At 43.2% G+C, this 21,360-nt stretch carries 21 protein-coding genes; 5 read left to right on the forward strand and 16 right to left on the reverse strand.

Features of this window, described 5'->3' with window-relative positions; genetic code table 11:
- Positions 1 to 3: 3 nt before the first annotated feature.
- From IE164_RS16515 to IE164_RS16525, 3 genes are read right to left on the reverse strand one after another with little or no spacing between them, the layout of a single operon-like run.
- Positions 4 to 645 (reverse strand): phosphatase PAP2 family protein, encoded by a 642-nt coding sequence (locus IE164_RS16515; protein ID WP_189631357.1) that lies wholly within the window; start codon positions 643 to 645, stop codon positions 4 to 6.
- Complete coding sequence (gene trmB / locus IE164_RS16520; RefSeq protein WP_189631358.1) at positions 635 to 1,303, reverse strand: tRNA (guanosine(46)-N7)-methyltransferase TrmB; 669 nt, start codon at positions 1,301 to 1,303, stop codon at positions 635 to 637. The genes IE164_RS16515 and trmB overlap by 11 nt, the downstream gene beginning before the upstream one ends.
- Positions 1,303 to 2,529, reverse strand: a complete 1,227-nt coding sequence (locus IE164_RS16525; RefSeq protein ID WP_189631359.1) for a bifunctional folylpolyglutamate synthase/dihydrofolate synthase — start codon at positions 2,527 to 2,529, stop codon at positions 1,303 to 1,305. The genes trmB and IE164_RS16525 overlap by 1 nt, the downstream gene beginning before the upstream one ends.
- Positions 2,530 to 2,644: 115 nt before the next feature.
- Between IE164_RS16525 and IE164_RS16530 the strand changes: the two genes are divergently transcribed.
- Positions 2,645 to 3,307, forward strand: a complete 663-nt coding sequence (locus tag IE164_RS16530) for a head GIN domain-containing protein (protein WP_189631360.1) — start codon at positions 2,645 to 2,647, stop codon at positions 3,305 to 3,307.
- Here the strand turns inward: IE164_RS16530 and IE164_RS16535 are convergent.
- From IE164_RS16535 to holA, 7 genes are all read right to left on the reverse strand, one after another.
- Positions 3,304 to 4,305, reverse strand: a complete 1,002-nt coding sequence (locus tag IE164_RS16535; RefSeq protein ID WP_189631361.1) for a hypothetical protein — start codon at positions 4,303 to 4,305, stop codon at positions 3,304 to 3,306. The genes IE164_RS16530 and IE164_RS16535 overlap by 4 nt on opposite strands.
- Positions 4,306 to 4,312: 7 nt before the next feature.
- Positions 4,313 to 4,702, reverse strand: a complete 390-nt coding sequence (locus IE164_RS16540; protein WP_189631362.1) for an ExbD/TolR family protein — start codon at positions 4,700 to 4,702, stop codon at positions 4,313 to 4,315.
- A gap of 1 nt (position 4,703) precedes the next feature.
- Positions 4,704 to 5,384 carry a MotA/TolQ/ExbB proton channel family protein gene (locus IE164_RS16545; RefSeq protein WP_373299031.1) on the reverse strand — a complete coding sequence of 227 codons (681 nt, stop codon included), beginning with the start codon at positions 5,382 to 5,384 and terminating at the stop codon, positions 4,704 to 4,706.
- 4 nt (positions 5,385 to 5,388) lie between these two features.
- Positions 5,389 to 6,237 carry an SPOR domain-containing protein gene (locus IE164_RS16550; protein ID WP_189631364.1) on the reverse strand — a complete coding sequence of 283 codons (849 nt, stop codon included), beginning with the start codon at positions 6,235 to 6,237 and terminating at the stop codon, positions 5,389 to 5,391.
- 72 nt (positions 6,238 to 6,309) lie between these two features.
- Positions 6,310 to 7,950 (reverse strand): porin family protein, encoded by a 1,641-nt coding sequence (locus IE164_RS16555; RefSeq protein ID WP_189631365.1) that lies wholly within the window; start codon positions 7,948 to 7,950, stop codon positions 6,310 to 6,312.
- Positions 7,943 to 11,029 carry a tetratricopeptide repeat protein gene (locus tag IE164_RS16560; protein WP_189631366.1) on the reverse strand — a complete coding sequence of 1,029 codons (3,087 nt, stop codon included), beginning with the start codon at positions 11,027 to 11,029 and terminating at the stop codon, positions 7,943 to 7,945. The genes IE164_RS16555 and IE164_RS16560 overlap by 8 nt, the downstream gene beginning before the upstream one ends.
- Before the next feature lie 71 nt (positions 11,030 to 11,100).
- The gene (gene holA, locus IE164_RS16565; RefSeq protein ID WP_189631367.1) at positions 11,101 to 12,123 is read right to left on the reverse strand and encodes a DNA polymerase III subunit delta; all 1,023 of its coding nucleotides are present in this window, start codon (positions 12,121 to 12,123) and stop codon (positions 11,101 to 11,103) included.
- 93 nt (positions 12,124 to 12,216) lie between these two features.
- Between holA and IE164_RS16570 the strand changes: the two genes are divergently transcribed.
- Positions 12,217 to 12,900: a tetratricopeptide repeat protein gene (locus tag IE164_RS16570; protein WP_189631368.1), complete on the forward strand. Its 684-nt coding sequence runs from the start codon at positions 12,217 to 12,219 to the stop codon at positions 12,898 to 12,900.
- 105 nt (positions 12,901 to 13,005) lie between these two features.
- Positions 13,006 to 13,593, forward strand: a complete 588-nt coding sequence (locus tag IE164_RS16575) for a hypothetical protein (RefSeq protein WP_189631369.1) — start codon at positions 13,006 to 13,008, stop codon at positions 13,591 to 13,593.
- A gap of 106 nt (positions 13,594 to 13,699) precedes the next feature.
- On the opposite strand, the gene IE164_RS16580 is transcribed toward IE164_RS16575, so the two are convergent.
- From IE164_RS16580 to IE164_RS16600, 5 genes are all read right to left on the reverse strand, one after another.
- A complete protein-coding gene (locus IE164_RS16580) occupies positions 13,700 to 16,339 on the reverse strand; it encodes an ABC transporter permease (protein ID WP_189631370.1) in 2,640 nt (879 codons plus the stop codon).
- Positions 16,326 to 16,664, reverse strand: coding sequence for a helix-turn-helix transcriptional regulator (locus IE164_RS16585; protein WP_189631371.1), 339 nt, complete (start codon positions 16,662 to 16,664; stop codon positions 16,326 to 16,328). Before IE164_RS16585 ends, IE164_RS16580 begins: the two co-directional genes overlap by 14 nt.
- 1 nt (position 16,665) lies before the next feature.
- The gene (locus tag IE164_RS16590; protein ID WP_189631372.1) at positions 16,666 to 17,880 is read right to left on the reverse strand and encodes a hypothetical protein; all 1,215 of its coding nucleotides are present in this window, start codon (positions 17,878 to 17,880) and stop codon (positions 16,666 to 16,668) included.
- Positions 17,881 to 18,014: 134 nt separating this feature from the next.
- Complete coding sequence (locus tag IE164_RS16595; RefSeq protein WP_189631373.1) at positions 18,015 to 18,950, reverse strand: 2-hydroxyacid dehydrogenase; 936 nt, start codon at positions 18,948 to 18,950, stop codon at positions 18,015 to 18,017.
- A complete protein-coding gene (locus tag IE164_RS16600; RefSeq protein ID WP_189631374.1) occupies positions 18,932 to 19,528 on the reverse strand; it encodes a DNA-3-methyladenine glycosylase in 597 nt (198 codons plus the stop codon). Before IE164_RS16600 ends, IE164_RS16595 begins: the two co-directional genes overlap by 19 nt.
- A gap of 68 nt (positions 19,529 to 19,596) precedes the next feature.
- On the opposite strand from IE164_RS16600, the gene IE164_RS16605 reads away from it, so the two are divergent.
- Both IE164_RS16605 and IE164_RS16610 read left to right on the forward strand, forming a co-directional pair.
- Entirely contained in the window at positions 19,597 to 20,130 is a 534-nt protein-coding gene (locus IE164_RS16605; protein WP_189631375.1) for a DUF2911 domain-containing protein, read from the forward strand.
- A gap of 83 nt (positions 20,131 to 20,213) precedes the next feature.
- Positions 20,214 to 21,059 carry a DUF2911 domain-containing protein gene (locus IE164_RS16610; protein ID WP_189631376.1) on the forward strand — a complete coding sequence of 282 codons (846 nt, stop codon included), beginning with the start codon at positions 20,214 to 20,216 and terminating at the stop codon, positions 21,057 to 21,059.
- Between the two features lie 107 nt (positions 21,060 to 21,166).
- On the opposite strand, the gene IE164_RS16615 is transcribed toward IE164_RS16610, so the two are convergent.
- The gene (locus tag IE164_RS16615; protein ID WP_189631377.1) at positions 21,167 to 21,310 is read right to left on the reverse strand and encodes a 30S ribosomal protein THX; all 144 of its coding nucleotides are present in this window, start codon (positions 21,308 to 21,310) and stop codon (positions 21,167 to 21,169) included.
- Positions 21,311 to 21,360: the final 50 nt, after the last annotated feature.

The raw sequence follows: 21,360 nt of genomic DNA on the forward strand, positions 1-21,360 counted from the left end.
ACCCTACCTTCTTAAAAGACCCCACTGGAGTTTCGGAAGTGTACTTTTAGGTGCCATGATGGCATAGGCAATTACGACCGAAAGAATACCGAATATACTCCCGAAATATACATCGCGTGCAAAGTGCTGTAGTATGTACATTCTACTTATGCCTACAAGTATGGCCGATATAAATAGAGCTATTCGTAAGGCATTAGACCGAACCACAAGCATTAAAAAAAAAGCCAGTGTAAATGCAGAGGCCGTATGTCCTGAGGGAAAGGCATCATAGCTACGCACCGTAACTCCTTCAACAAAATTCAACCGGTCTAGCTCATCTTGAAAAAACAACTTTGGGCGTGGCTCACCGGCATATAACCATTGTTTAAAAACGTGCACAAAAAGGGTCTGGAAAACTATGGCGATTAAAAGGGTGTAGAATCGGTGGTAGTGTGTAAATAGAAAATAAAGAGCCACCAGCCCCAGTAAAAAACCATCGCCCACATAGGTCCAATACTTAAAAAACGAATCGGCCAAAGGACTATGCCGATCGTTTAACCAAAGCACCAGATCGCCATGGCTGGTAGAAACCAACAATATTCCTCCCACCACAAAATAGAGGGCTGTTAACCAGTGAACGGGTTTTCCGAATAAATCAGCCTTCATTTTTAAATCTAAACTTTAAGAATTTTATCGTCTCGCCTTTCTCTAAAAACTTCCGCTCAAAATCGGTTTGAATACCGTAATGATCCGCCAGCAAAGGTGAACTATAAAGATCGTGTGTTTGGGCTACAATTTCGGTATCCTTACGTTCTTGAAGCAATTCCACCGTATAGTCAAAAAGCTGCGTGTTATCCGTTTTAAAGTTCACCAAACCGTTTTTATGGAGAATGAGCTTGTAAAGTTCCAGAAATCGCGGTGAAGTAAGCCTTCTTTTAATGTCGCGCTTTTTGGGTCTCGGATCAGGAAAAGTTATCCAAAGTTCATTAACCTCTTGTGGAGCAAAGAACTGATCTAAGTGTTCTATCTGAGCCCTCAAAAATGCGGTATTGTTCAAATTTTGATCGATAGCAATAGTGCTACCCACCCAAAGTCTATCTCCTTTAACGTCTACACCCACAAAATTTCTGTCGGGAAAATGAGCTGCCAGGCCGGTAGTATAATGGGCCTTTCCACAGGCCAGCTCAACCGTAATTGGCTGATCTTTGGAGAAGTACAACACATTCCAATTCCCCTTCAGTTCTTTATACAGTGCTTTGCTATCCTCCAGTACATTGTGCCTTTCAACATTCTGTGCAAAACGCTTCAGTTTCGATCTCCCCATTACAACTCTTCAATTTCTGCTACCACAAAGGTACTTCCTCCAATGTAAATCATATCGCCCTCCGATGCTAAACTACGGGCCTTTGTGATGGCTCTATTCACATCCTGAATGTAATACCTGGTTTGCTTCATGTACTGTGTTCTTTCTCTCAACTCTTCCAGCAAAAGAGCACGTGGTATTTGCGGTTCGCAAAATATAAGTACAGCATCTTCCGGCAGCATGTTCAGAATTGGCTTTAGGTCTTTCTCCTTCACAAAGCCTAAAACCATGTATAACTGGTCAAATAATTCTCGCTGAATCTGGCGTACTATATATTCAAATGCCTCCTTATTATGGCCTGTATCACAGATAGTTAAAGGATGAGAACCAATTTGCTGCCATCTCCCTTTTAATCCTGTGTTAGCCTGTACATTTTGAAGCCCAAGGTGAATGGCCTCATCAGAAATTTTCCAACCAGCAGTACGCAGAATGTCCAAAGCTGTAAGTACTCCTCGCACATTTTTGGCCTGGTAGTTTCCCTTTAAATCGGAAAGCGGAATGGCATCAAATTGCACCTCTTCTGCAAAGGTTATGGGGGCATTGCGGTTATTGGCTATCTGAGTAAAAACAGGAACGGTGTCAGCTTGTTTTTCTGTAATTACTACCGGAACATTCTCTTTAATAATACCGGCCTTTTCCATTGCAATTTTGGCCAGGGTATCCCCCAACAACTCCATATGATCGAAACCAATGTTAGTGATTATGGAAAGTTCGGGTCTAATAACGTTCGTAGAGTCAAGCCTGCCTCCTAACCCAACTTCAATTACGGCCACTTCTACTTTTTTCTGAGCAAAGTACTCGAAAGCCATTACCACTGTGATTTCAAAAAAGGAGGGCTTAATTTCCTCAATTAGCGTTTTATGCTTTTTAATAAAATTAATTACGAAGTCTTGCTCGGCTTCCTTACCATTGAGTCTTATCCGCTCGGTGAAAGACTTAAGGTGGGGTGATGTATATAAGCCGGTTTTATATCCGGCCGACTGAAGCACTGAGGCCAGCATGTGAGAGGTGCTTCCTTTCCCATTTGTGCCGGCTACATGGATACTTTTAAATTTCTGTTGTGGATTTCCCAGCGCGTTGCAAAGCTTTAATGTATTGGTAAGATCTTTTTTAAAAGCAGACTGTCCCACTCTTTGGTACATGGGCAATGCCTTAAACATGTAATCAAGCGCCTCCTGATAGGTCATGGTACGAAGATACTAGGTGCATGGTATCAATTTAAGCCCAAGCCAATAAATTTCTGAACCGGATACGTGTGAAGGTGCCTTACAACGTCATCCAATTAAATGTCATAAACTCAAAATGAAAAAACAGTTAACCATCTATTTATTGCTAGTTGTGCTCATTTCGACCCTTAGTGGTTGCGATGAGCAAAGTATTGCCGGACGAGGGCCGGTGATTGAAATGGAGCATTCTGTAGACTCTTTCCAGGCCATATATCTACAGCTTCCGGCCAGGCTTTATGTTCGAAAAGACAATGAACATACGGTTCGCATTCGAACCAATGAAAACCTGCACGACCTAATTGAGGTAAGGGTCGAGAATCAGAAACTGAAGCTGGAAACCATCGCGAACACCAATATTCGTAGAGCCGAAATGCTCCATATCTACATAAGTGCGCCTCAAATTTCAGGTTTCTTTCTCAATGGGGCGGGTGATATTCTGGTGGAAGATTGCCTGGGGTCTGATGAGCTGACTTTAGAGATTAATGGTTCGGGCGATGTCTATGCTTGCGGACTTACTGAGTCATTAGTTGTCAGCATTAATGGGTCGGGCCAGTTTAACGGATTCGATTTGGAAGCCCACCGTGCTGAATTAAGGGTCTCCGGTTCGGGCGATATTGAAGTAGCCGTTACGGAATATCTGAACGCTGTGATTTCCGGTTCCGGTGACATTCTCTACAAGGGGAATCCTGAGGTAGAGCAGCGAATAAGTGGCTCAGGAACCATTCGCAGAAGACCTTAATTGGTTTTGATTACAAAGGTAACCTCGCCTTTAGAAATTGGGGCGGGTGCCTTTGACATATCCGTTTGAATAAACTTGAGGTTAAGTACTTGTTTACGGTAAAAATCTACCACGGTGTTATCACTAATGGTGGTTCCCGGAATAATGGTGGCCCTCAATACTTTTCCTCTGTCGTCCACCTCAATGGAGAACTTAATGACCCCGTCTATTTGTGAGTCATCCTTTTCTGCCGGAGGGCTTTGCCACTTCCAACCATCAAGGCTGTAGCTAACTCCTAAGTCGGCACCTCCCGGATCTGTTCCCTTGGTATTCGTTTTTCCTTTAGGATCCCCCATATTACCACGGGTGTCTGTTTGCGTACCCTGGTTGTTAGAGGCCTTTTCCTTACTATCAGTGTTAGTCTTTTTACCCCCCATTAGCGCCCTGTTATCGATGACAGGCTTGGGCTTTGGTTCTTCTTTTTTCTCCTCAACTTTTGGTTTCACCTCTTCCTTCTTGGTTTCTTCCTGCTTTGGAGGCGTTGTGGTTTCCTTTTTAGTTTCGGTTACAGGTGTGGTTTTCTCTTCAACCTTAACTTCAGACTTTTCCGGACTGGTTACTGTTTCTTTAACGGTTTGTTCTACGGGGGGAGCCTCTTTGGGCTTTTCTGTTACCGGTGTAGTCTTGGGTTGCTCTTGAGGAGTTTGCTTTACTTCTGCTTTTTCGGTCTTCTGCTCTACCTGCTGCTCAGTTTCTTCTGTTTCAGAGTTATCAGTATCTGACTCAGCATCGGGAGGAGTATCATTTTCGGTTTCTTCAATTTCAGCCTTGTTGTTGCGTTCTAAATCGCCACTACCTGCTTCTTGAAAACCTAAATTCAATTCTATACCATATTCAGGAAGCGGTGGATCGGGAGCCCTCCAAGCCACTAAAATCAGGAATAGTGCTATCAACGAGCTATGAATAATAGCCGACACTACTATGCTAAATCGTTTGTCTTTTTTTTCCTGATCTGACATGACTCTATTATTCAGGCCGTGTTACCAACACGGTTTTTTGCTTGAGCTTTGCAGCAATGCCGGCTACTCTTGCTGTGTGTCCGGTAGGTACCGCTGCATCAATATTCAAACTTAGGGTTCCTTCCTGCCCTCCTGTTAAACGCATAAGTTCTCGTTCTAGTGTTTCAGGAGTTACCTCCTGATCGTTCAGAAAGTAACGTAAATCGGCACTAATGGTTAAACTGTTCTTCTGCATCGATATGGTTGAAGATGCTGCTGTAGGCAAATTCACCGTCAAGCCAGAGGGGGTAATAAAGGAGGCTGTGAGCATGAAGAAAATCAATAACAGAAAAACAATATCTGTCATTGAAGACATGCTAAAAGACGACTCTACTTTATGTTTTGACTTTATATCCATATTACTGGGGCTCTTGTAGCAAGTCAATAAAATCTATGGAAGTGTACTCCATGTAGTGAATGGCTTTCTGTACCTTAGAAACAAGGTAATTGTAGCCCAAATAAGCAATAATACCTACCACCAAACCAGCTGCAGTGGTCACCATGGCTTCGTAAATACCTGTAGAAAGTAACTTAGGACTCACAGAACCTTCTTCTTGGGCTATGGCTATAAAGGCCTGAATCATACCGGAAACGGTACCCAAAAAACCTATCATAGGAGCAGCACCAGAAATGGTTGCCAGCAGCGAGAGGTTCTTCTCAAGCTTGTACACTTCTATTTTACCCACATTTTCTATGGAGGCTTCGATGGTTTTTAAAGGTGACCCAATTCTATGAATTCCTTTTTCAATCATTTTGGCTATGGGCGAATCGGTCTGTGCACAAAGCAACTTGGCACCGTTCACATCGCCATTTACTACCAGGTCTTTTATTTTATCCATGAACTCAAAAGGAGTTTTGGAGGCCCTGTTGAGGTTTCTTAACCGTTCAAAGAAAATGTAAATGGCCATGAACCAAAGAATGACTAGTGGTATGAGCCAAAAACCACCCTTTAACAATAATTCAAAAAAGAAAAGAACGCTATCTTCTCCTCCGCCAACAGATGTAGTATCTCCAGCGGCTAGTTGTTGCAATAATATCACCATTTTAATATTTCAGTACCCAGATATTTTCTCCGAAAGTTGATACTAACTCTGTTCTCTTTTGTTCGGCTTCAGCCATAGTTGCAGACTGTGCTATTCCTACTCTATGAAATTTAAGTTGACCTGTAGGGTTGAGTAAGTAAGCACTTGTTCCTGAGGCCACTATAGCTTTGGCTTTATCTTCCGCAAGATCTTCGTCATAAAAACTTCCGACCACAACATAGAAACGGCCTTCAGGCGCTGAAATTGTGAATAGTTCTGCTTTTGGTTTTACCGGCTCTGGCTCTGGTTCAGGCTCTGGCTCGGGCTCCTGTTGTGGCGGTGTATTTTGAGGCTGTTCGGTCTTCACAGGCTCTAGCTCCACATTCTTTTTCTTAAATACCAAAAAGTAATAGGCGGCAGCAGCTATTACCAGTATTAGGATGACAATGAGGACAATAATACCGTTGTTATTTTCCTTCTTCTCCTCCTTCCCTGCTTTTGAGCTTGGCTCAGAAGAGTTTTCCTGAGGCTTGGCTTCTTTCTCATCAGTGTTGAACACAAAGGGTTCGGGTTCTTCTTTTTTGGTTTCCTCAGTTGGCTCCGGTTCTTTGGTAAGTTCTACCGACTCTTCCTCCGGCTCAATATCGGCCACAGGGTCTTCTACCAAACCGGTGGCTACCGGCTCATCAGAAGTTTCATCTACTGGCTCAAGTTCAATATCGTCTAAGCCAAAGTCATCGTCTGTAACCTCCGGTTCTTTAGGAGTTTCTTCTTTTTTGGGCTTGGACGATGGCTTAGCACCTCGTTTCCTTCCGGTTTTTTTTGCTTTATCTTCTTCTTTAGATGAGTCGCTTTTCTTTTTTGCTGCCATTTGAATTCGGTTGAAAGATGAATTTACAAATTAGTAAAATAAAGGCTATACAAAAACGGGCAGAGAGTAAGACTAGAAAGCCACTGATAATCCACCTAAGAATTGAATACCACGCGATGGATAGTTGAGATACCTCTCGTATTCTTTGCCGAACAGGTTGTTTATCTGCAAAAATACGCCAAATCGTTCATTTATCTCATACCTTCCACCCAAATTCAGGTCAATTATATCATCAAGCTCAAAAGTCTGGGCCGTTTCCCTGTTCAAAGCCATTAGTCCTGCCAAGTAATAAAGGTCTGTGGTGACTGTGAGCTTCTTAATTGGGAAAATGGTAGTATTGAAGGCTGTTTTAAAATTGGGCTTATGCCAGGCTTCCTCTAAGCTGGCCAATGCGTAATTAAAATAATCAAAGCGAAGCGAGCTTCTCACTTTTCCTGTGTTCTCAAAATTAATGGCCGAAAATACATTGAGTCTTCGGGTGGTTCCATCTTCATAGAGAATCTCAAAACGTGTGGAATCCGATCCGTTGGTAAAAAACTGGAGATTGTTGAGCGAGGCGTAGCTAAATCCTGAGCTAAGGGTAAATCCTTCAAAAAGCTCAAAGTCCAGACCTCCAAAATACTCACTCTTCTTTTCAGTATTTCTCAGGTCGAAATTGGCCATGAGAAACGGATTCTCATTAACTGAAGATTCTACAGAGTTAAACTCAATATCGCCATCGATTCCGGCATAAATTCTAAAACCCGAACTAAGCGCATAATCGGCTTTAATGGTTGGGTAGAACTGCAATCCCTTGTTGTAGCCATTGTCTCCGGCCAGATTGAACCCGGCTTTGAAGGTAAAGCCATTGGTTTGATAGTTGACTCTGGGCCTGAAGTTGAGGTAACTACGGTTGTCTTCCTGCAAATCCTGACGTTTGGAGAGTGTGGCTAATAAGTCGGCACTCAATCGTAGGTCGTCATTTATAATATAAAAGCCACCTACATCGAAGTTAAACTTGTTTTCACGTGCATCGAAGTTGTCTTTAAAGAAAATCCAGTCGGTTTTAAAGTGATAGTCGAAATTCTGCTCTTTGTTGGCATTCTCTATAAGCACGTTGGTAGAGAAGCGAGTAAATTTCTGCTCTATTTGACCGGCTTCATAGTTCAACACCGGATTATAACCATAAAAATGAACCTTATGATTGCTATAGTTCATAGAGCCAGACACCTTGTTTACATTGCTAAAGTACTTGGCTCCAATGGCGGCCTCAGTTCTTCCTTCCCCTGAGTTTTCATCGAATACAGGACCGTTTTTAGATGACAGGTGTCTCACGTACAGATTAAACAGATAAGACTCCTGACGCTTAGACCCCAGATAACCTTCTAAATAAGGCGTTTGATAATTGCCATAGCCTAGTTTTAAGAAGTTGCTGGTGAGCTCAGAAATGCGCTCATTACCCTGAAAATTTACGGTTCTGAAAGTCGGTTCTAAGGGGCTCAGCCTGTAACTGAAACGCTTGAAAGTATACTCTTGCTTGGTATCAGTTTCACTAACCGGCAATTGAGGTATTTTCTCGAAATTCCGTGTGGCCGGTGGCAAAGTAATTCTTCGATCTTTCCGAATAACAATCTCTGCTTCTTCCAGTTGGCTGCCCTGTCCTTGTTGAGCTACTGCAGGCAAAGCCAGGCACAAAAAGCCTGCAACCCATGTCGCTTTAATTAGCTTATTCATTGTTGCCTCCTTTCTTCACCTGAGTTGAGTCCATTCGAGTGCTATCGCCTTTTATTTCTTTCTGGCGCAAGGCTTCTTCCATCTTTTCTATTTCACTTAATTTTTTTCTGGCCTCTTCTACCACTTCAACCACTTCGGAATATTCAATGATGGAGTTTACGGTGGCCTTGGCCTGGAATAACTCATTGAGGGCAATGTAGTTATCGGCAATTAACAAAAAGGCCTTACCCAGCCATTCTTCGTGATCGGAAAAATTCTCATTAAACTCAAAAAGAGTAGTCAATGACTGTTGGTATTGCCCTTGCTGATAGAAAATTTTACCGAGTAAAAACTGGGCTTCTGCCCCATACTTATTCTTAGCAGTATTAATGGTGGAGAGAAGTTCATCGATGGCAACATTAAAGTTACCCTCAATATAGGAGGCCTTAGCCAGGTATAACTGAGCTTTATTGACCTGATCTTGACTAATGTTGCCTTTGGTTATAATGTTTCGGGCATAGGTTCTCATCTGGTCGTATTGTCCCAAATTGAAATGGGCCTCCAAAAGCCCCGCCCACGCATCGTTTTCCTGACGCTTGGAAATGGCTATTTTCTCCAGTTTACTGTAGTAATTGGCCGCTTCGCCAAAGTCTCCGGCTTTCAATTGCAGCTCTCCTATTCTTTGGAAAACCACATCTATGTCAGTCACCTGGGCTTCGCGATCCAACTCGTAATACAATTCCAGTGCTTTATCAGTGTTGTTAAGGCGGTAGTAAGACTCGGCCCTATAAAACTTAGCCTGATGCCTTAGCGGGCTTCCTGCATAATTCTTTTCATAGTCTTCAAACGCTCCAATAGCAGCATTGTATTGCTGACCGAAATACAGGTTTTTGGCAGACTCCAGCTCTATGTTTTCAAGAGCCTGATTGTCTGGGTTTGCACTTTTGTATTTGGCCAGGTACTGATCGAACTCCAATACTTTATCGTTGAGTTTAAGGGTATTCTGCAAGCCCAAAAGTGCGGAGTTGGCCACTCTACTGGTAACGTACTTATCCAATATGGTTTTATAGTCTTCCTCTGCCTTTTCCAATTCATTTAGGTTGAAGTATGCCAACGCCCTGCTTTCATAGGCATAGGGAATAAAGGGGCTTTGCTCCAACCGATCGATTATGCGGCTGAATCCTTGAATGGAAGCCCTATACTCCCTGTTTTCCAGTTGAATTTGCGCCTTCTTATAAATGGCGTCATCGTAGTATCTGGAACGGCTATACCTGTTGATCACTACATCAAGAGCTTCTATGGCCTCATCGCTCTTATCCTGAAAATCTTTAACCACTCCTTTTTGGAAATAGGCATAGTCAATGTTCGGGTTGTTGGTATCTATGGCTTTCTGGTAGTACGATATGGCCGTGGCATAAGCCTTATCTACGTAGTAGCAATCGGCCAACCTTAAAAGCGCATCATCATAGTTCAATTTGCTTTGTGCGCCTTCCAGGGCATCTACATAGCGCTTAAAATAGATACGGGCATTGGGGTAGTCGCGCGTATTGTAATAGGCATACGCAATACCATAGTTGGCCTTTAAGTAATATTCAGAGTCTCGGTTACGGGTTCTGAATACTTGCTGGTAAGCGTCTATGGCATTGGTATAGTTTCGAGCAGTGGCCAGGGCTTCTGCCTTCCAAAATAGAGCAGCAGTTTCCAAATCACTATCTATTCGGTAAGTCAAAGACTTATCGAATAATTGCACTGCATTGGTGTAGTTGGCACTGTTGAAGTACTCTGTTCCTTTATAAAAAGTCACTTTCTGGTATGCAGCCTGAATTCTAGGGCTCTTGTTCTTAATGCGTTCAATAAAGGTTATGGCCCGGGTAAAATCGCTTGTATTCAGAAAAGCCTCAGACAAAAGGTTGTTGGCTTCAGGAATGTATTGTGAGGTAGGATATTGATTGATGAATCGGTCAAGAGAGGTAATAGCCTGAGAATAATTTTTCGATTCGAAATTGACTTTGGCTACATTGAAGGCCGATTCTTCCTGAATTTCCTTATTGAAAGGCAGTTTGCTGGCTTTGTCGAACGCAGAAGTGGCAAATACATAGTTGCTCTGTTCTACGTAAAGCTGCCCCAGATAATATGAGGCGTATTGCGCAAGAGTGTCTTCTTTTAAAGCCACCCGCTTAAAGTCTTCAATGGCCGGTTCGGCATTGCCCACAGCAAAGTTGGCATAGGCTATGCGATAGAGTGTTTCATTACTAATGCTTTGAGCTGCCAGCTTGCGGTATAAGCCATAAAATTCCAAAGCTTCATCATAGCGGGCTTCAGCAAATGCCGACTCTCCTGCCAACTGATACAGTTGATAGAGGTAATCCATTCGCTTGCGCTCCTCGTCTACATTTTTAAACTTACCCACATAGGCCAGTACTTCTCCGTATCGCTTTTGCTTAAAGTATGAGCTGGTGATCATAATCGGTACACGATACTTATACTTTTCACTTTCTTCAGCCTTACGAAGGTCTACAATGGCCTTATCGTATTCCGCATCGGCATAAGCCAGAAAGCCCGAATAGTAGTTCGCATCGGCCTGAAAATCTCCGTTTTCACGCTTGGCCAAATCGAAGTATTCTATGGATTCTTCTTTTCGATTGAGGCTAAAGGCTGAATAGGCAATTTTAAAATAAGTCTCTGCTCTCTCCTGATCGTTGAGTGCATTCAGATTGGCCAGTTTGAGATATTTATTAGCGGTTTGGTAATCTTTTACCTTAAAAGCATTTACCCCCAAATTGTAGTAGGCTTTGGAAGCTTTCGGGTGGCTGGGCCGTTTCTTCACAAACTCAGAAATAAGCTGCGGCCCATCTGCATTGTTCAGGTTTAGGGCACAAAGGGCGACATAGTACTCTGCATCGGCCTTTTTAATTTCATCAGATCCTACCAATAAATACCTTTCGAACTGCTCACGGGCAGCACTGTACTTTTCCTTATCCAGCAACTCCAGTCCAAACCGATAGTATTTGTTGTCGCTGTTTTGGTGTAAAGTACTTTGAGCTTTTAATGACCCGAGCGTTACAAGGCTGATGGTAACAAGCGTTAGTACGTTCCTCATCAATTTGTATTTGCTCACTTTATTCCTAAACTCTTTTGTTGGTTGAATATTGTTGCGCTCCATAGAACAATTCAATGCATAAGTTTGAACACCAATTCTCTTAAAATCTCCTCTTCGGGCATAGAGCCGGAGTCTACTCCTTTAGACCTAAGGTCTGCCTCTCTCAGGTGCGAAATACATTGCATTACTTTCTGAAGAGGATACCTGTTGGCCGCTACTTTATACTCCTTTACCACAAAAGGAGGAAGCCCCATGGCACGTGCAAGGCCACTGTCCGATTTATCTTTGGCACTATGAAGCAGCAATAGCTTGGTATAATAGCTGTATAACACGGCTATCATTGGAATAATGGAATTAGCCCTGATATTGGCTGAAAAATAATTCACTATGCGGTTGGCCTTAAGCACATCGCCAGTAGAGATAGCTTTTTGGAGCTCAAACACATTGTAGTCTTTATTGATACCCACATACTTTTGAATGTGGGCCGGAGTTATTTCCTCTCCCGGCTTTAAATTAATGGCAATTTTGTTGACTTCGTTGCTAAGACGCTCCAGATTATTGCCCAGGTATTCGGCCAGCATTTGCACCGACTGATAACCAATATTGAAACCCTTTTCTTTGGCAAAGCCCTCAATCCACTTAGGCACCTCATAGTCTCGCAACTTGGTAGTGGTGAGCAGCAGAGCCTTTTTAGAAAGAGCCTTTGCCAGAGGTTTTCGCCCATCCACTTTTTTGTGTTTATGAGCAAACACAAGGACGGTACTCGGCACAGGGTTATCGAGATAATTTATGAGCAGGCTCTGCCCTTCCTCTTTGTTAATATCCTGAATATCCTTGGCTTCTTTAACAATCACCACCTGTCGTTCGGCCATCATAGGAAAACGCCTTGCCGCTGTAAGCACCTGGCTCATAGCCACATCTTTTCCATACATAATGGTTTGATTGAAGCCTTTTTCGGCTTCGGCCAAACAATGGTCTTCGATGTAATCAGATATCTGATCGATATAGTAGGGTTCTTCCCCCTGTAAAAAATAAACCGGAGCATATTTTCCGGCTTTCAAATCGCTTAAAATCTGGTCGGGAGTCACTGCCATGATCAGAAGTCAAATATACAACCTCCATTCTATTTTCAAGGGAAATCGAACCAAGACTTTTATGAGGTGTTTATATTTGCAAAAAGCCCCAAAATGATCGAATCGATAGTTGAGAAAGGAATTGAAGCCTGCCGATCAAATGATTTCAAAAAAGGCATTGAATTGTTCAATCAGGCCTTAAACCAGAACCCTAATCATGTCGCTGCACTATACAATCGTGCTCGCGCACTTTCTAAAAACGAACAATTGACTGAGGCCCTCTCCGACTTTAAACGACTCGTTGAACTGCATCCGGAAAATGCCACCTTCATTAGTGATTTTGCAGTAGCTCTGCACCTCAACAACCGAAACGATGAGGCTCTGACTCAATTCGATTTGGCTCTGAAACTAGAACCACAAAACCCTTATCGCTGGTCTTCCAGAGCTTTTTTCAAAGATCGTATTGGGCAAAGTAAGGAAGCCTTAGCCGATTATGAAAAGGCTTTGGAGCTTGACCCTGACGATGCCATAACCTTAAACAACAAAGGGCTTATTGAAGAAAAATTAGGCTATATAGAAAGGTCTAAAAAGAGTTTTAACAGGTCTAACGAATTGGTGGGTTATTCGCCTGGCACCGGTAAGCCTATGGAAAGGCCCTCTGCACCAACTCCTTCTGCAGAAAAACCCAAACAAGAACCCTTAACACGATGGAAGGTGATAAAGTCAGTTTTTACTAAAGAGGGTTTTAAAGACTTTAGCAATTTCACCAAGACCAAGGTGCTTAAAAGAAAAGGTTAAACCACTCGCACCACTCACCGTATGCAAAGTGTGTAAGCTATTGGCTACCTTTAGATATGCGTAGCAATGAATAGCTACAACCAACACTTAACCAACACAACCCAAATGAAGAAAATTTTACTAGCCAGCTTCTTTGCCTTAATGTCGGGCAGCCTTTCGGCACAGCAAATGAGCAAAGAAGATCAGATTAAATCGGCTGTTTTAGCTGCCCCGGCAGCCGTAAGAGATGGAGCCCATGTTTATGGCTTTAACGAAAAAGGCGAAATGATAACCCTAAGAAAAGGAACCAACAATTTCATTGTTCGGGCAGACGACCCCAATAGTCCCGGCTTTGAGGTGGTGAGTTATCCGATTGATGTGGAGCCTTTTATGGCCCGAGGCAGAGCCTTGCGGGCAGAAGGCAAAAACCGTGGAGAAATTTTACAGATCCGAGAAGATGAAATGAAAAACGGAAGCCTTCAGAAGCCAAACTACGGATCTACGTTGGCCATTTACTATGGAGAGAATGCGCGCTACAATCCGGAAACGAATAGCCTTGAAGGCGGTCAGTTTCGGTACGTTATATATACCCCATTGGCCACAGCTGAATCGACCGGACTGCCCATTAGCCCCAACGGTAAAGGGCATCCGTGGGTAATGTTTCCCGGGCTTTACAGAGCGCATATTATGATCACTCCTCCGGGCGAAAACTAGAAAACCACTAAGAGTTATTTAAAGAGACTGCTATGAAGCGAACTGCACCATACCCTTAATGGCGGAGCAGAGTCAAGAGTCATAACAGTCTCTTTTCCATTACCGACTATTCGCTGCGTAGTGCCTTTACCGGATTGCTCATGGCGGTTTTCACGGACTGAAAACCAACCGTCAGCCATGCAATTACTGCTACAAAAAGAGCCGGCAACAGCCAAATAAGAGGATTGTTAAGGTTCATTTGATAGGCAAAATCCGCCAACCAGCCTTTCATTACTAAATAAGCCGTAGGAATGGCTATTACAGCCCCAATAAACACCAGAAAAGTAAAATTACGGATCACCATAAGCGTCAGGCTTTTTACTGAAGCTCCCAAAACCTTGCGTACGGCAATTTCCTTGAACCTACGCTGAAGAGTAAATGCTGCCAAGGCAAACAAACCCAGACAAGCGATGGCTATGGCCAGCCCCGAAGAAGCTGTAAACAATTGTCCAAACCTTTCTTCTTCTTCATACAGTGCATTAAAAGAGTCGTCTAAAAAGACATATTCAAAGGGCTCATCGGCAATGGTTTCTTTCCAAATATCTTCTACTGAACTCACCGTTTCCTGGAAGTTACCCGAAACCTTTAGGGCAAGGTAGTTGCCTGCATACCAGCCTCCTTCGGCATGCCCATCGTCTGTCATTAGTCGAAGCACAAAGGGACTGATTCCACGCTTGAGACTGTTGAAATTAAAATCCTTCATCACACCAATTATAGTGTAGTCTTCGCCATTACCTCGGGAAAGTTTTTTTCCAATGGGGTCTTCCCATCCCAGCCACCGGGCAGCCGCCTCATTGATGAGTATATTAGAGGTATCTGACACTAATTGTCGGTTAAAATTGCGGCCTTTGAGCAGCTCTATGTTCATGGTTTCCAGAAAACCGGCCGTAGCAAACATATTAATGAAACTGTAGCTTCTCGGATTATCTTCCAGGGTCTGATAGCCCCAATCGGAAATCCATTCGGAGGGATATTGACTGGAAAGGCTTACGGATTGTACCGTTGGCACCTGCTCCAAACGCTGAGTCATTACCTGAGCCTTCTCTCCAAGCCTGGATACATTCTTAACCACAAGTACTTGTTCGGCATCAAACCCCAGGTCTTGTTTTTTGAGAAACTGCAACTGTGAAAACACAACCACCGTGCTCACCATTAGGAATATGGAGATGGCAAACTGAAATGCCACCAGACCTTTTCGAAGCAAAACACCACCCTTACCACGGGCCTGTGCCTCACCTTTAAGGGCCTTAATGGGTTGAAAAGAAGACAAAACCAGGGCCGGGTAAGAACCGGCCATGAGTCCAACCACAATCATAAGGGCAAACAGTTTAGCCAGCGTGGCTACCTCGAAAAGTTGAGCATGTTCAAAGTCTCTATTGGCCAGTTGGTTGAAACCATCAAGCCCCAGAGAAGCAATGAGTAAAGCCAAAACCGATGAAAGGAGGCAAACCAAAACGGATTCGGTCATAAACTGACCTACGAGCTGTCCGCGCAATGAGCCCAATACCTTGCGCATGCCCACTTCTTTGCTTCTCATGGCCGACCGTGCCGTACTCAAATTCATAAAATTAATGCAGGCAATAAGCAGTATAAACAAGGCCACCGCTGAAAATATATACACATTGTCTATGCTGCCACTAGACCCGAGAGCCAAATGAGGATAATGCAAGTGCAAATCCTTCATGGGAATAAAAGTAAATGACTTCTTTCCCCCTGCAGCCAGAAAATCATCATAGGTTGCATGACCTGAGTACTTGATTAGCGCAGGCCCCACATGCTCTCTGACAAAATCGGGAATTTTGGCATGCACTTGTTCTGGAGTAGCTTGCTCGGTTAGCTTGGCATAGGTAAAAAAGGCATTACCCGTCCAGTTACCCACGGTTACCCAAAAATCATGTGGGTAGCTCAATACGTAATTGTAATAGAAGTGGGTATTCTTTGGCGGATCGGCCACCACTCCCGTAACCATTGTTGCTTCACCATCAATATAAATTATCTGACCCAAAGCTTGTCCGTAGTCAAAAAACTTGTTGGCTAACGACTGAGTAAGCACTATCGTGTTCGGTTTGTTCAAGGCACCTTCAGCACGGCCTTCAACAAACTCCATGGTGAATATTTTATGGAAAGTGGAGTCGGCACTAAAACCTCTCTCCTCCTTGAAAATTTTGTCACCAACCTTAAATGTTTGGCTAAAAGGCCCATTGATACGGGCCACTTCTTCAACCTCCGGAAAATCGGCCTTCATTTGTGCGCCCAGCCTGGCGGGTGTCCAATTGCCCGATTGGCCATTGGCCACTCTATACACTCGGTCTATGTCTTTATGATACTTGTCGTAGCTGAGTTCGTGGCTTATGTAGAGTACAATGAGCAAACAAGCGGCAAGACCAAGAGCCAGTCCGCTGATGTTAATGAAGCTGTAAAACTTTTGCTTAAGCAAGCTTCTGATCGATATTTTGAGATAGTTTTTGAACATAGCAATGTTGTTTAATGAGTTAAAATCTTCCAGACCTTTGATGTAGCGAAAGCGAAAAAACCTGAACACGTCCCACGAAAACTTTCGCCTGGCTGCCTTTAGACCTTCGGTGGCAGCCCGCTTATAAAAAAGCTCATAGGCGTCTCCTTCTATAATTTCCAACGCTCTTGGCTTACAATAAAACCGCAGTAGTCGTAAAGCCCACTGAGGTGGTTCCTGTTTAAATACCGACATACTTTAGACCTAGATTTGGTATTTGATCGTGCAGACGATTTCGCTGCTCACGGATGGCATCAAGGGTCCGCTGACCCGCTACCGTAATTCTGAAAAAGCGCTTTCTCCTTCCTCCTCTTTCTGCTGTTGCACCTCCAACTTCAGATTTGAGAAAGCCCTTCGACTCCAGCCTATCCAGAGCCGAATGTACCGCAGAGATATTGATCTTTCGGCCCGTTTGGTTTTCAATTTCTTCCATCACACTGACACCATAGGCATTTTCATGAAGTATGGCCACTATAAGCAGCACCACTTCTTCAAACTCACCAATATTTGTTCTGGTCATATTAAAAGTTGTTTTCAACCCATTGATCTTTTGGGGCAATGAGCATTAAGTCATGGTTAAATATTTCGTTTATTTCAGATTGCTTTGCTGTCCAGATACCCGATGCTATTTTTCTTCTGATCGGCCTCAAGTCTATAAGCGCCCACTGGTCTGGCAAACCAACAGTCATAAAGAGTTGAACAGGTGCGTAGCTTTTCGATTTAAATTGGTCTTTACCTTGCCAATAACGCCTCATAAACCTGATATGCATTGATTTTGAACCTAATTCACTGGCCAGACTATCTACCCAGTGACCAACATCTTTATAACCGATTGGACTTTTAACTTTTGTGGTATGATAGCTGCCCATTTTTATAAGCACTTTCGGATATTGGTCTCCTTGCCGGGCTTCTTCCAACTTCCTTTCAAGGTTTTCTTTCATATAGGCGATTCGTGTGGTATTGTTTTTTCCATACTCGCCATTTTCGTGATGACAATAGATTTGCCAGGACTTTCTAATGGCCGTAATCAACTCCTGTGCCTTGGCATTACTAGAACTGAACAAACTGAAAAAGCCTGCTATTGTGGCGTTTTCTAAAGACTCACAACTTCGATGCTTTTCACTGATTTTGTTCCAGGCCTTTTTAGAGTCCTCCAGAGCATTATTGACAGTTCCTTTATCTGCACCAGTATAGAGACCTGCCAATTGGTCGAAAAGCATAGGAAAGGCAAGTGCAAATTCCTGATCTATTCCCCATATATCGAAATTCAATTTTCTGGCAGTTGTCAGAAAAGTCGCATCTTCCTTTCCTTTGAAAAAGGGGATCGGATATCTGTTATTCTTGCTATTGTACCGTTGGTAGAGTTGCCTAAGATTGCCTGTAGTTTCTTCAGGCACTTCAGACAATTTCATTAAAACTTCTGCGGTAAACGGCCCTACTTCAGCTATCAGCGTATTGTAACGGTGCTTTGCTGCAATCTTCAGCAGCTCATTGAAGAAAAGAGCCGACTGCTGCGAATTGTGAAGCTCACCAAACAAAACAAATTGACTCGATGCTAATTCTTCTTGAATAAGCTCTGCTCCCTCTCCTTCAAAACCATCATTTAAAGTAAAGTAACGGGTATATTCTTTTATATCTGAAGCATCTAAAGCGTGTTTCTGTGCCAGGCAGGTGGTGGAAATAACGAATAAAAAGAGAAAACTACTGACCTTTTGAATTCTGATTGACCATTTCATATTCTGTTGCTGGAGTTATTACTTTCACAATAGTAAATGAAATATATATGTTTCACTATTGCAAATGAAATACATACGGTTGATCATTAACTGTCGAAAATGTGAATTGAAACGTTCAGAAAGCTTCCTGAAAGCTAATAACCGGCCTCCCGATTTACCTTGTGCAGCAAATCTCTCCCTTCTATTAAACGCTTTGTATTTTCCAAAACCAGTTGCATGGCCGACTGTGGAGCGGTTACACTAGCTACGTGCGGTGTAATTCTGATTTTCGGATGTTTCCAAAACGGATGTCCTGAAGGCAAAGGCTCTTCCCTAAATACATCAAGCAGTGCTCCGGAAAGCCTGCCGGAATCGAGAGCGAGCAGCAGATCATTCTCCACCAGATGGTTTCCCCTTGCCACATTGATAAGGAAAGCACCTTCTTTGATCTGTTCAAAAAGGTCTAAGTTCAAAATATCTACGGTGTGTGGTGTAACCGGCAAAAGATTAATGAGCACATCTAGCGGAGCTAAAAACTGGTTGAGTTCACCACCATTAAAACACTGAACACCAGGGAGTTGTTTAGGTGTTCTGCTGTAGCCCAAAACTTCAAAACCCAATTGTGCAAGAGTGCTAGCACAATGTCCTCCCAACTCTCCCAAGCCCAAAACTCCTACCTTCAATGAACTGTAAGACAACCTGTTCCAAATTGCTTTCTGTTGGTTTTGCCAGTGTGCTTGCATACTACGTTGATGCATAAGCACCCCCATTATACAATAGTTGGTCATATCGCGGGTTAGAAACGGATCTACTATTCTGGTAACAGGTATGTCGCTGGGTATTTGTTGGTCGTTAACCAGGTGGTCTACACCAGCCCCCAGTGAACTGACCCACTTTAGGTTAGGTAGTTTTTGCACCACTCCTTCATCTAAAGGTTTCCACACAAACAGACCTGAGACTCGGCTTAAATCGGCCTCAGTAGGCCACAAGTGCACTTGGTTTATATAAGTAGATTGAGAAAGGCCTTCTACCCAAGGCTTAGGATCCCATACCTTAATGGAAAGTAGTACGTCTATTTTCTGCTGATCCATGGATTGTCTTTTATATAAAATCTCCAGGGTTTGAGGGCATCTTCTTCGGCATAATCTACCCCCACTCTGGTACTGGTTACTATTTCATGTTCTTTGAGGCATGGAGCATCTTCGAGCCAAATGTGCTCACTGAGCAACGATAGACCGTAATGCTCCCGGGTGTGTATACCCAAGGCCTGACTGAGCGTTCCTGGACCCGAGCAAAGGCTTTTATCCACCTCTACTTTCTGTCTACGCTTCATCATAGTTTCTATGCCTTCAACCGGTTGAACAGCCCTTACCAACACCGCATCGGCCTTGTTACGACCGTTGGTAACTATGTTAAACAAATGATGTATGCCATAACACAGGTATACATAGGCAACACCTCCCCGGGCGTACATAATTTCCGTGCGTTTGGTTCTCATTCCATTGTTGGCGTGGCAGGCCTTGTCATTTCTACCGCTATAGGCTTCTACTTCTGTAATGATCGCAGAAGTATGGTATCCGTTGACGCAGGTATGTACTGTTTTTCCCAGAACTTCTTTTGCCACCTGGACAACATTTTCGCGCAGATAAAAACTTTTTTGAAGCTTCATAGCTGACACAAAGCAACTAAATTCGCTCAAATGAGTTTAACTTGTTGAATTAAAAAAACCGAACAACAATGAAAAAAGGATTTATTGCTTTAGCTACCCTACTTTTTATTTTTAGCGCTAATGTTGTGCTGGCACAACGCGGACCAGCTGCCAGCCCCACTACCACAGTTTCGCAAATGATTGGTAATACGGAAATGACCCTGGTGTATTCCCGACCAAGCCTTGACGGTAGATCGCTGGAAACCCTGGCTCCTAAAGGACAAGTTTGGAGAACTGGAGCTAATGCCAACACCAAAATTAGTTTTAGCAAAGAGGTAACCATTGGCGGACAAAAACTGCCGGCCGGTGAGTATTCTATGTACAGCATTCCGGGCGACAACGAATGGACCATTATCATTAACAAGGCCAAAGTGTGGGGCACTAACTACGATGAGTCGCAAGATGTTATCCGTTTCAAAGCCAAGGCTACTAAAACTGCCAACTCTGTCGAGACCTTTTACATTATGATGCAGGATTTTGACAAGAACAATAAAAACAAAGCCACTATTGAATTGGCCTGGGGCAATACTTCGGTGAAATTTCCGATTGAAGTAACCAACTAATCGAAGTCCCAAAAACAACTCAAAGCTTCTATTCAACGAATGGAAGCTTTTTTTATAAATTCACATACTCAAAACTAAACCTTATGAAAAGAATTATACTTAGTGCAATTGCTTTGATGGTGGCAACACTTGGCTATGCCCAGATTCAAATGCCAGCCGCCAGCCCTACCTTTGAACTGAAAGGAACCGTTGGGCTAGCCGAAGTTAAAGTGGTTTACTCACGCCCTAGTGCCAAAGGCCGTAAAGTGGCCGGTGAACTCATACCCTACAACGAAGTATGGAGAACCGGTGCCAATGCATCGACCAAAATATCGTTTAGCGAAGACGTAAAGCTGGAAGGAAACCCGGTGCCTGCTGGTGAGTATGCCTTATATACCATATTTACAGAAGAGGAAGCAACCATTATTCTGAGTAAAAACCTTACCTGGTGGGGCTCATTGGGTTATGACTCAAAAGATGATTTGCTGCGCTTTAAGGTACCTGTAAAACACCCTAGCAGTCATTATGAAACCTTTACCATAAGTTTTTCGGACTTTACCATGAACTCTGCTTATCTGAACATGAAATGGGAACACACCAAGGCCATGTTCAAAATTGAGAGTGATGTAGACGCAAAGGTGATGGCCCAAATTAAAAGTCAGGTTATTGATGGTAGTCCTCAAAATCCGGGAGTTTATTTTCAGGCAGCCGGTTACTACTACGACACCGAACGCGATGCTCAACAAGCCCTTGAGTGGGTCAACAAGGCTATTGAAGGCTCTGGCCAAAAACAATACTGGGTAATTCATCTAAAAGCCAAACTACTCGCCCGACTTGGCAAAAACACTGAGGCAAAAGCAGCGGCTCAGGAGTCTATGAAGTTGGCCGAGGAAGGTGGAAACCCAGATTATGTGAGGTTAAACCAGAAGTTAATTGCCGGTTTGAAATAAGCTCTGAGTGCTTTTTTAAACAAAAGGGCTAAAACTATAAAGAGGCTGTTTCCTTTGAATCTATACCATTAGATTCGTAGAAAACAGCCTCTTATTTTTTCTACCCGTCAGGCTTTGGTTGCTGACTTCTTGCTCTTTTCAGAGCTCGCTTTGGTGGTAGTTGTATTTGTTTTGGGCTTTCTTGGCCTAGTGTTGCCAAAAGTTCCCATGGCAATTTTGCCTCTTCTGGTTTTTCTATCTCCTTTTCCCATAAACTGTCTGTTTAAATTTGGAGAATGAAATTACAAAAGACAGAAACTCC

It is taken from the genome of Roseivirga thermotolerans, from assembly GCF_014653175.1.
Classification (GTDB): Bacteria; Bacteroidota; Bacteroidia; order Cytophagales; family Cyclobacteriaceae; genus Roseivirga; species Roseivirga thermotolerans.

What these genes read in the sequence shown, in the direction of transcription:
- IE164_RS16535 (WP_189631361.1), bottom strand. Translation starts at nt 4,305, where the DNA reads ATGTCAGATCAGGAAAAAAAAGACAAACGATTTAGCATAGTAGTGTCG.
- IE164_RS16610 (WP_189631376.1), top strand. Translation starts at nt 20,214, where the DNA reads ATGAAAAGAATTATACTTAGTGCAATTGCTTTGATGGTGGCAACACTT.
- IE164_RS16515 (WP_189631357.1), bottom strand. Translation starts at nt 645, where the DNA reads ATGAAGGCTGATTTATTCGGAAAACCCGTTCACTGGTTAACAGCCCTC.
- IE164_RS16550 (WP_189631364.1), bottom strand. Translation starts at nt 6,237, where the DNA reads ATGGCAGCAAAAAAGAAAAGCGACTCATCTAAAGAAGAAGATAAAGCA.
- IE164_RS16570 (WP_189631368.1), top strand. Translation starts at nt 12,217, where the DNA reads ATGATCGAATCGATAGTTGAGAAAGGAATTGAAGCCTGCCGATCAAAT.
- IE164_RS16560 (WP_189631366.1), bottom strand. Translation starts at nt 11,029, where the DNA reads ATGAGGAACGTACTAACGCTTGTTACCATCAGCCTTGTAACGCTCGGG.
- holA (WP_189631367.1), bottom strand. Translation starts at nt 12,123, where the DNA reads ATGGCAGTGACTCCCGACCAGATTTTAAGCGATTTGAAAGCCGGAAAA.
- IE164_RS16540 (WP_189631362.1), bottom strand. Translation starts at nt 4,702, where the DNA reads ATGGATATAAAGTCAAAACATAAAGTAGAGTCGTCTTTTAGCATGTCT.
- IE164_RS16595 (WP_189631373.1), bottom strand. Translation starts at nt 18,950, where the DNA reads ATGGATCAGCAGAAAATAGACGTACTACTTTCCATTAAGGTATGGGAT.
- IE164_RS16525 (WP_189631359.1), bottom strand. Translation starts at nt 2,529, where the DNA reads ATGACCTATCAGGAGGCGCTTGATTACATGTTTAAGGCATTGCCCATG.
- IE164_RS16600 (WP_189631374.1), bottom strand. Translation starts at nt 19,528, where the DNA reads ATGAAGCTTCAAAAAAGTTTTTATCTGCGCGAAAATGTTGTCCAGGTG.
- IE164_RS16585 (WP_189631371.1), bottom strand. Translation starts at nt 16,664, where the DNA reads ATGACCAGAACAAATATTGGTGAGTTTGAAGAAGTGGTGCTGCTTATA.
- IE164_RS16575 (WP_189631369.1), top strand. Translation starts at nt 13,006, where the DNA reads ATGAAGAAAATTTTACTAGCCAGCTTCTTTGCCTTAATGTCGGGCAGC.
- trmB (WP_189631358.1), bottom strand. Translation starts at nt 1,303, where the DNA reads ATGGGGAGATCGAAACTGAAGCGTTTTGCACAGAATGTTGAAAGGCAC.
- IE164_RS16590 (WP_189631372.1), bottom strand. Translation starts at nt 17,880, where the DNA reads ATGAAATGGTCAATCAGAATTCAAAAGGTCAGTAGTTTTCTCTTTTTA.
- IE164_RS16555 (WP_189631365.1), bottom strand. Translation starts at nt 7,950, where the DNA reads ATGAATAAGCTAATTAAAGCGACATGGGTTGCAGGCTTTTTGTGCCTG.
- IE164_RS16530 (WP_189631360.1), top strand. Translation starts at nt 2,645, where the DNA reads ATGAAAAAACAGTTAACCATCTATTTATTGCTAGTTGTGCTCATTTCG.
- IE164_RS16580 (WP_189631370.1), bottom strand. Translation starts at nt 16,339, where the DNA reads ATGTCGGTATTTAAACAGGAACCACCTCAGTGGGCTTTACGACTACTG.
- IE164_RS16605 (WP_189631375.1), top strand. Translation starts at nt 19,597, where the DNA reads ATGAAAAAAGGATTTATTGCTTTAGCTACCCTACTTTTTATTTTTAGC.
- IE164_RS16615 (WP_189631377.1), bottom strand. Translation starts at nt 21,310, where the DNA reads ATGGGAAAAGGAGATAGAAAAACCAGAAGAGGCAAAATTGCCATGGGA.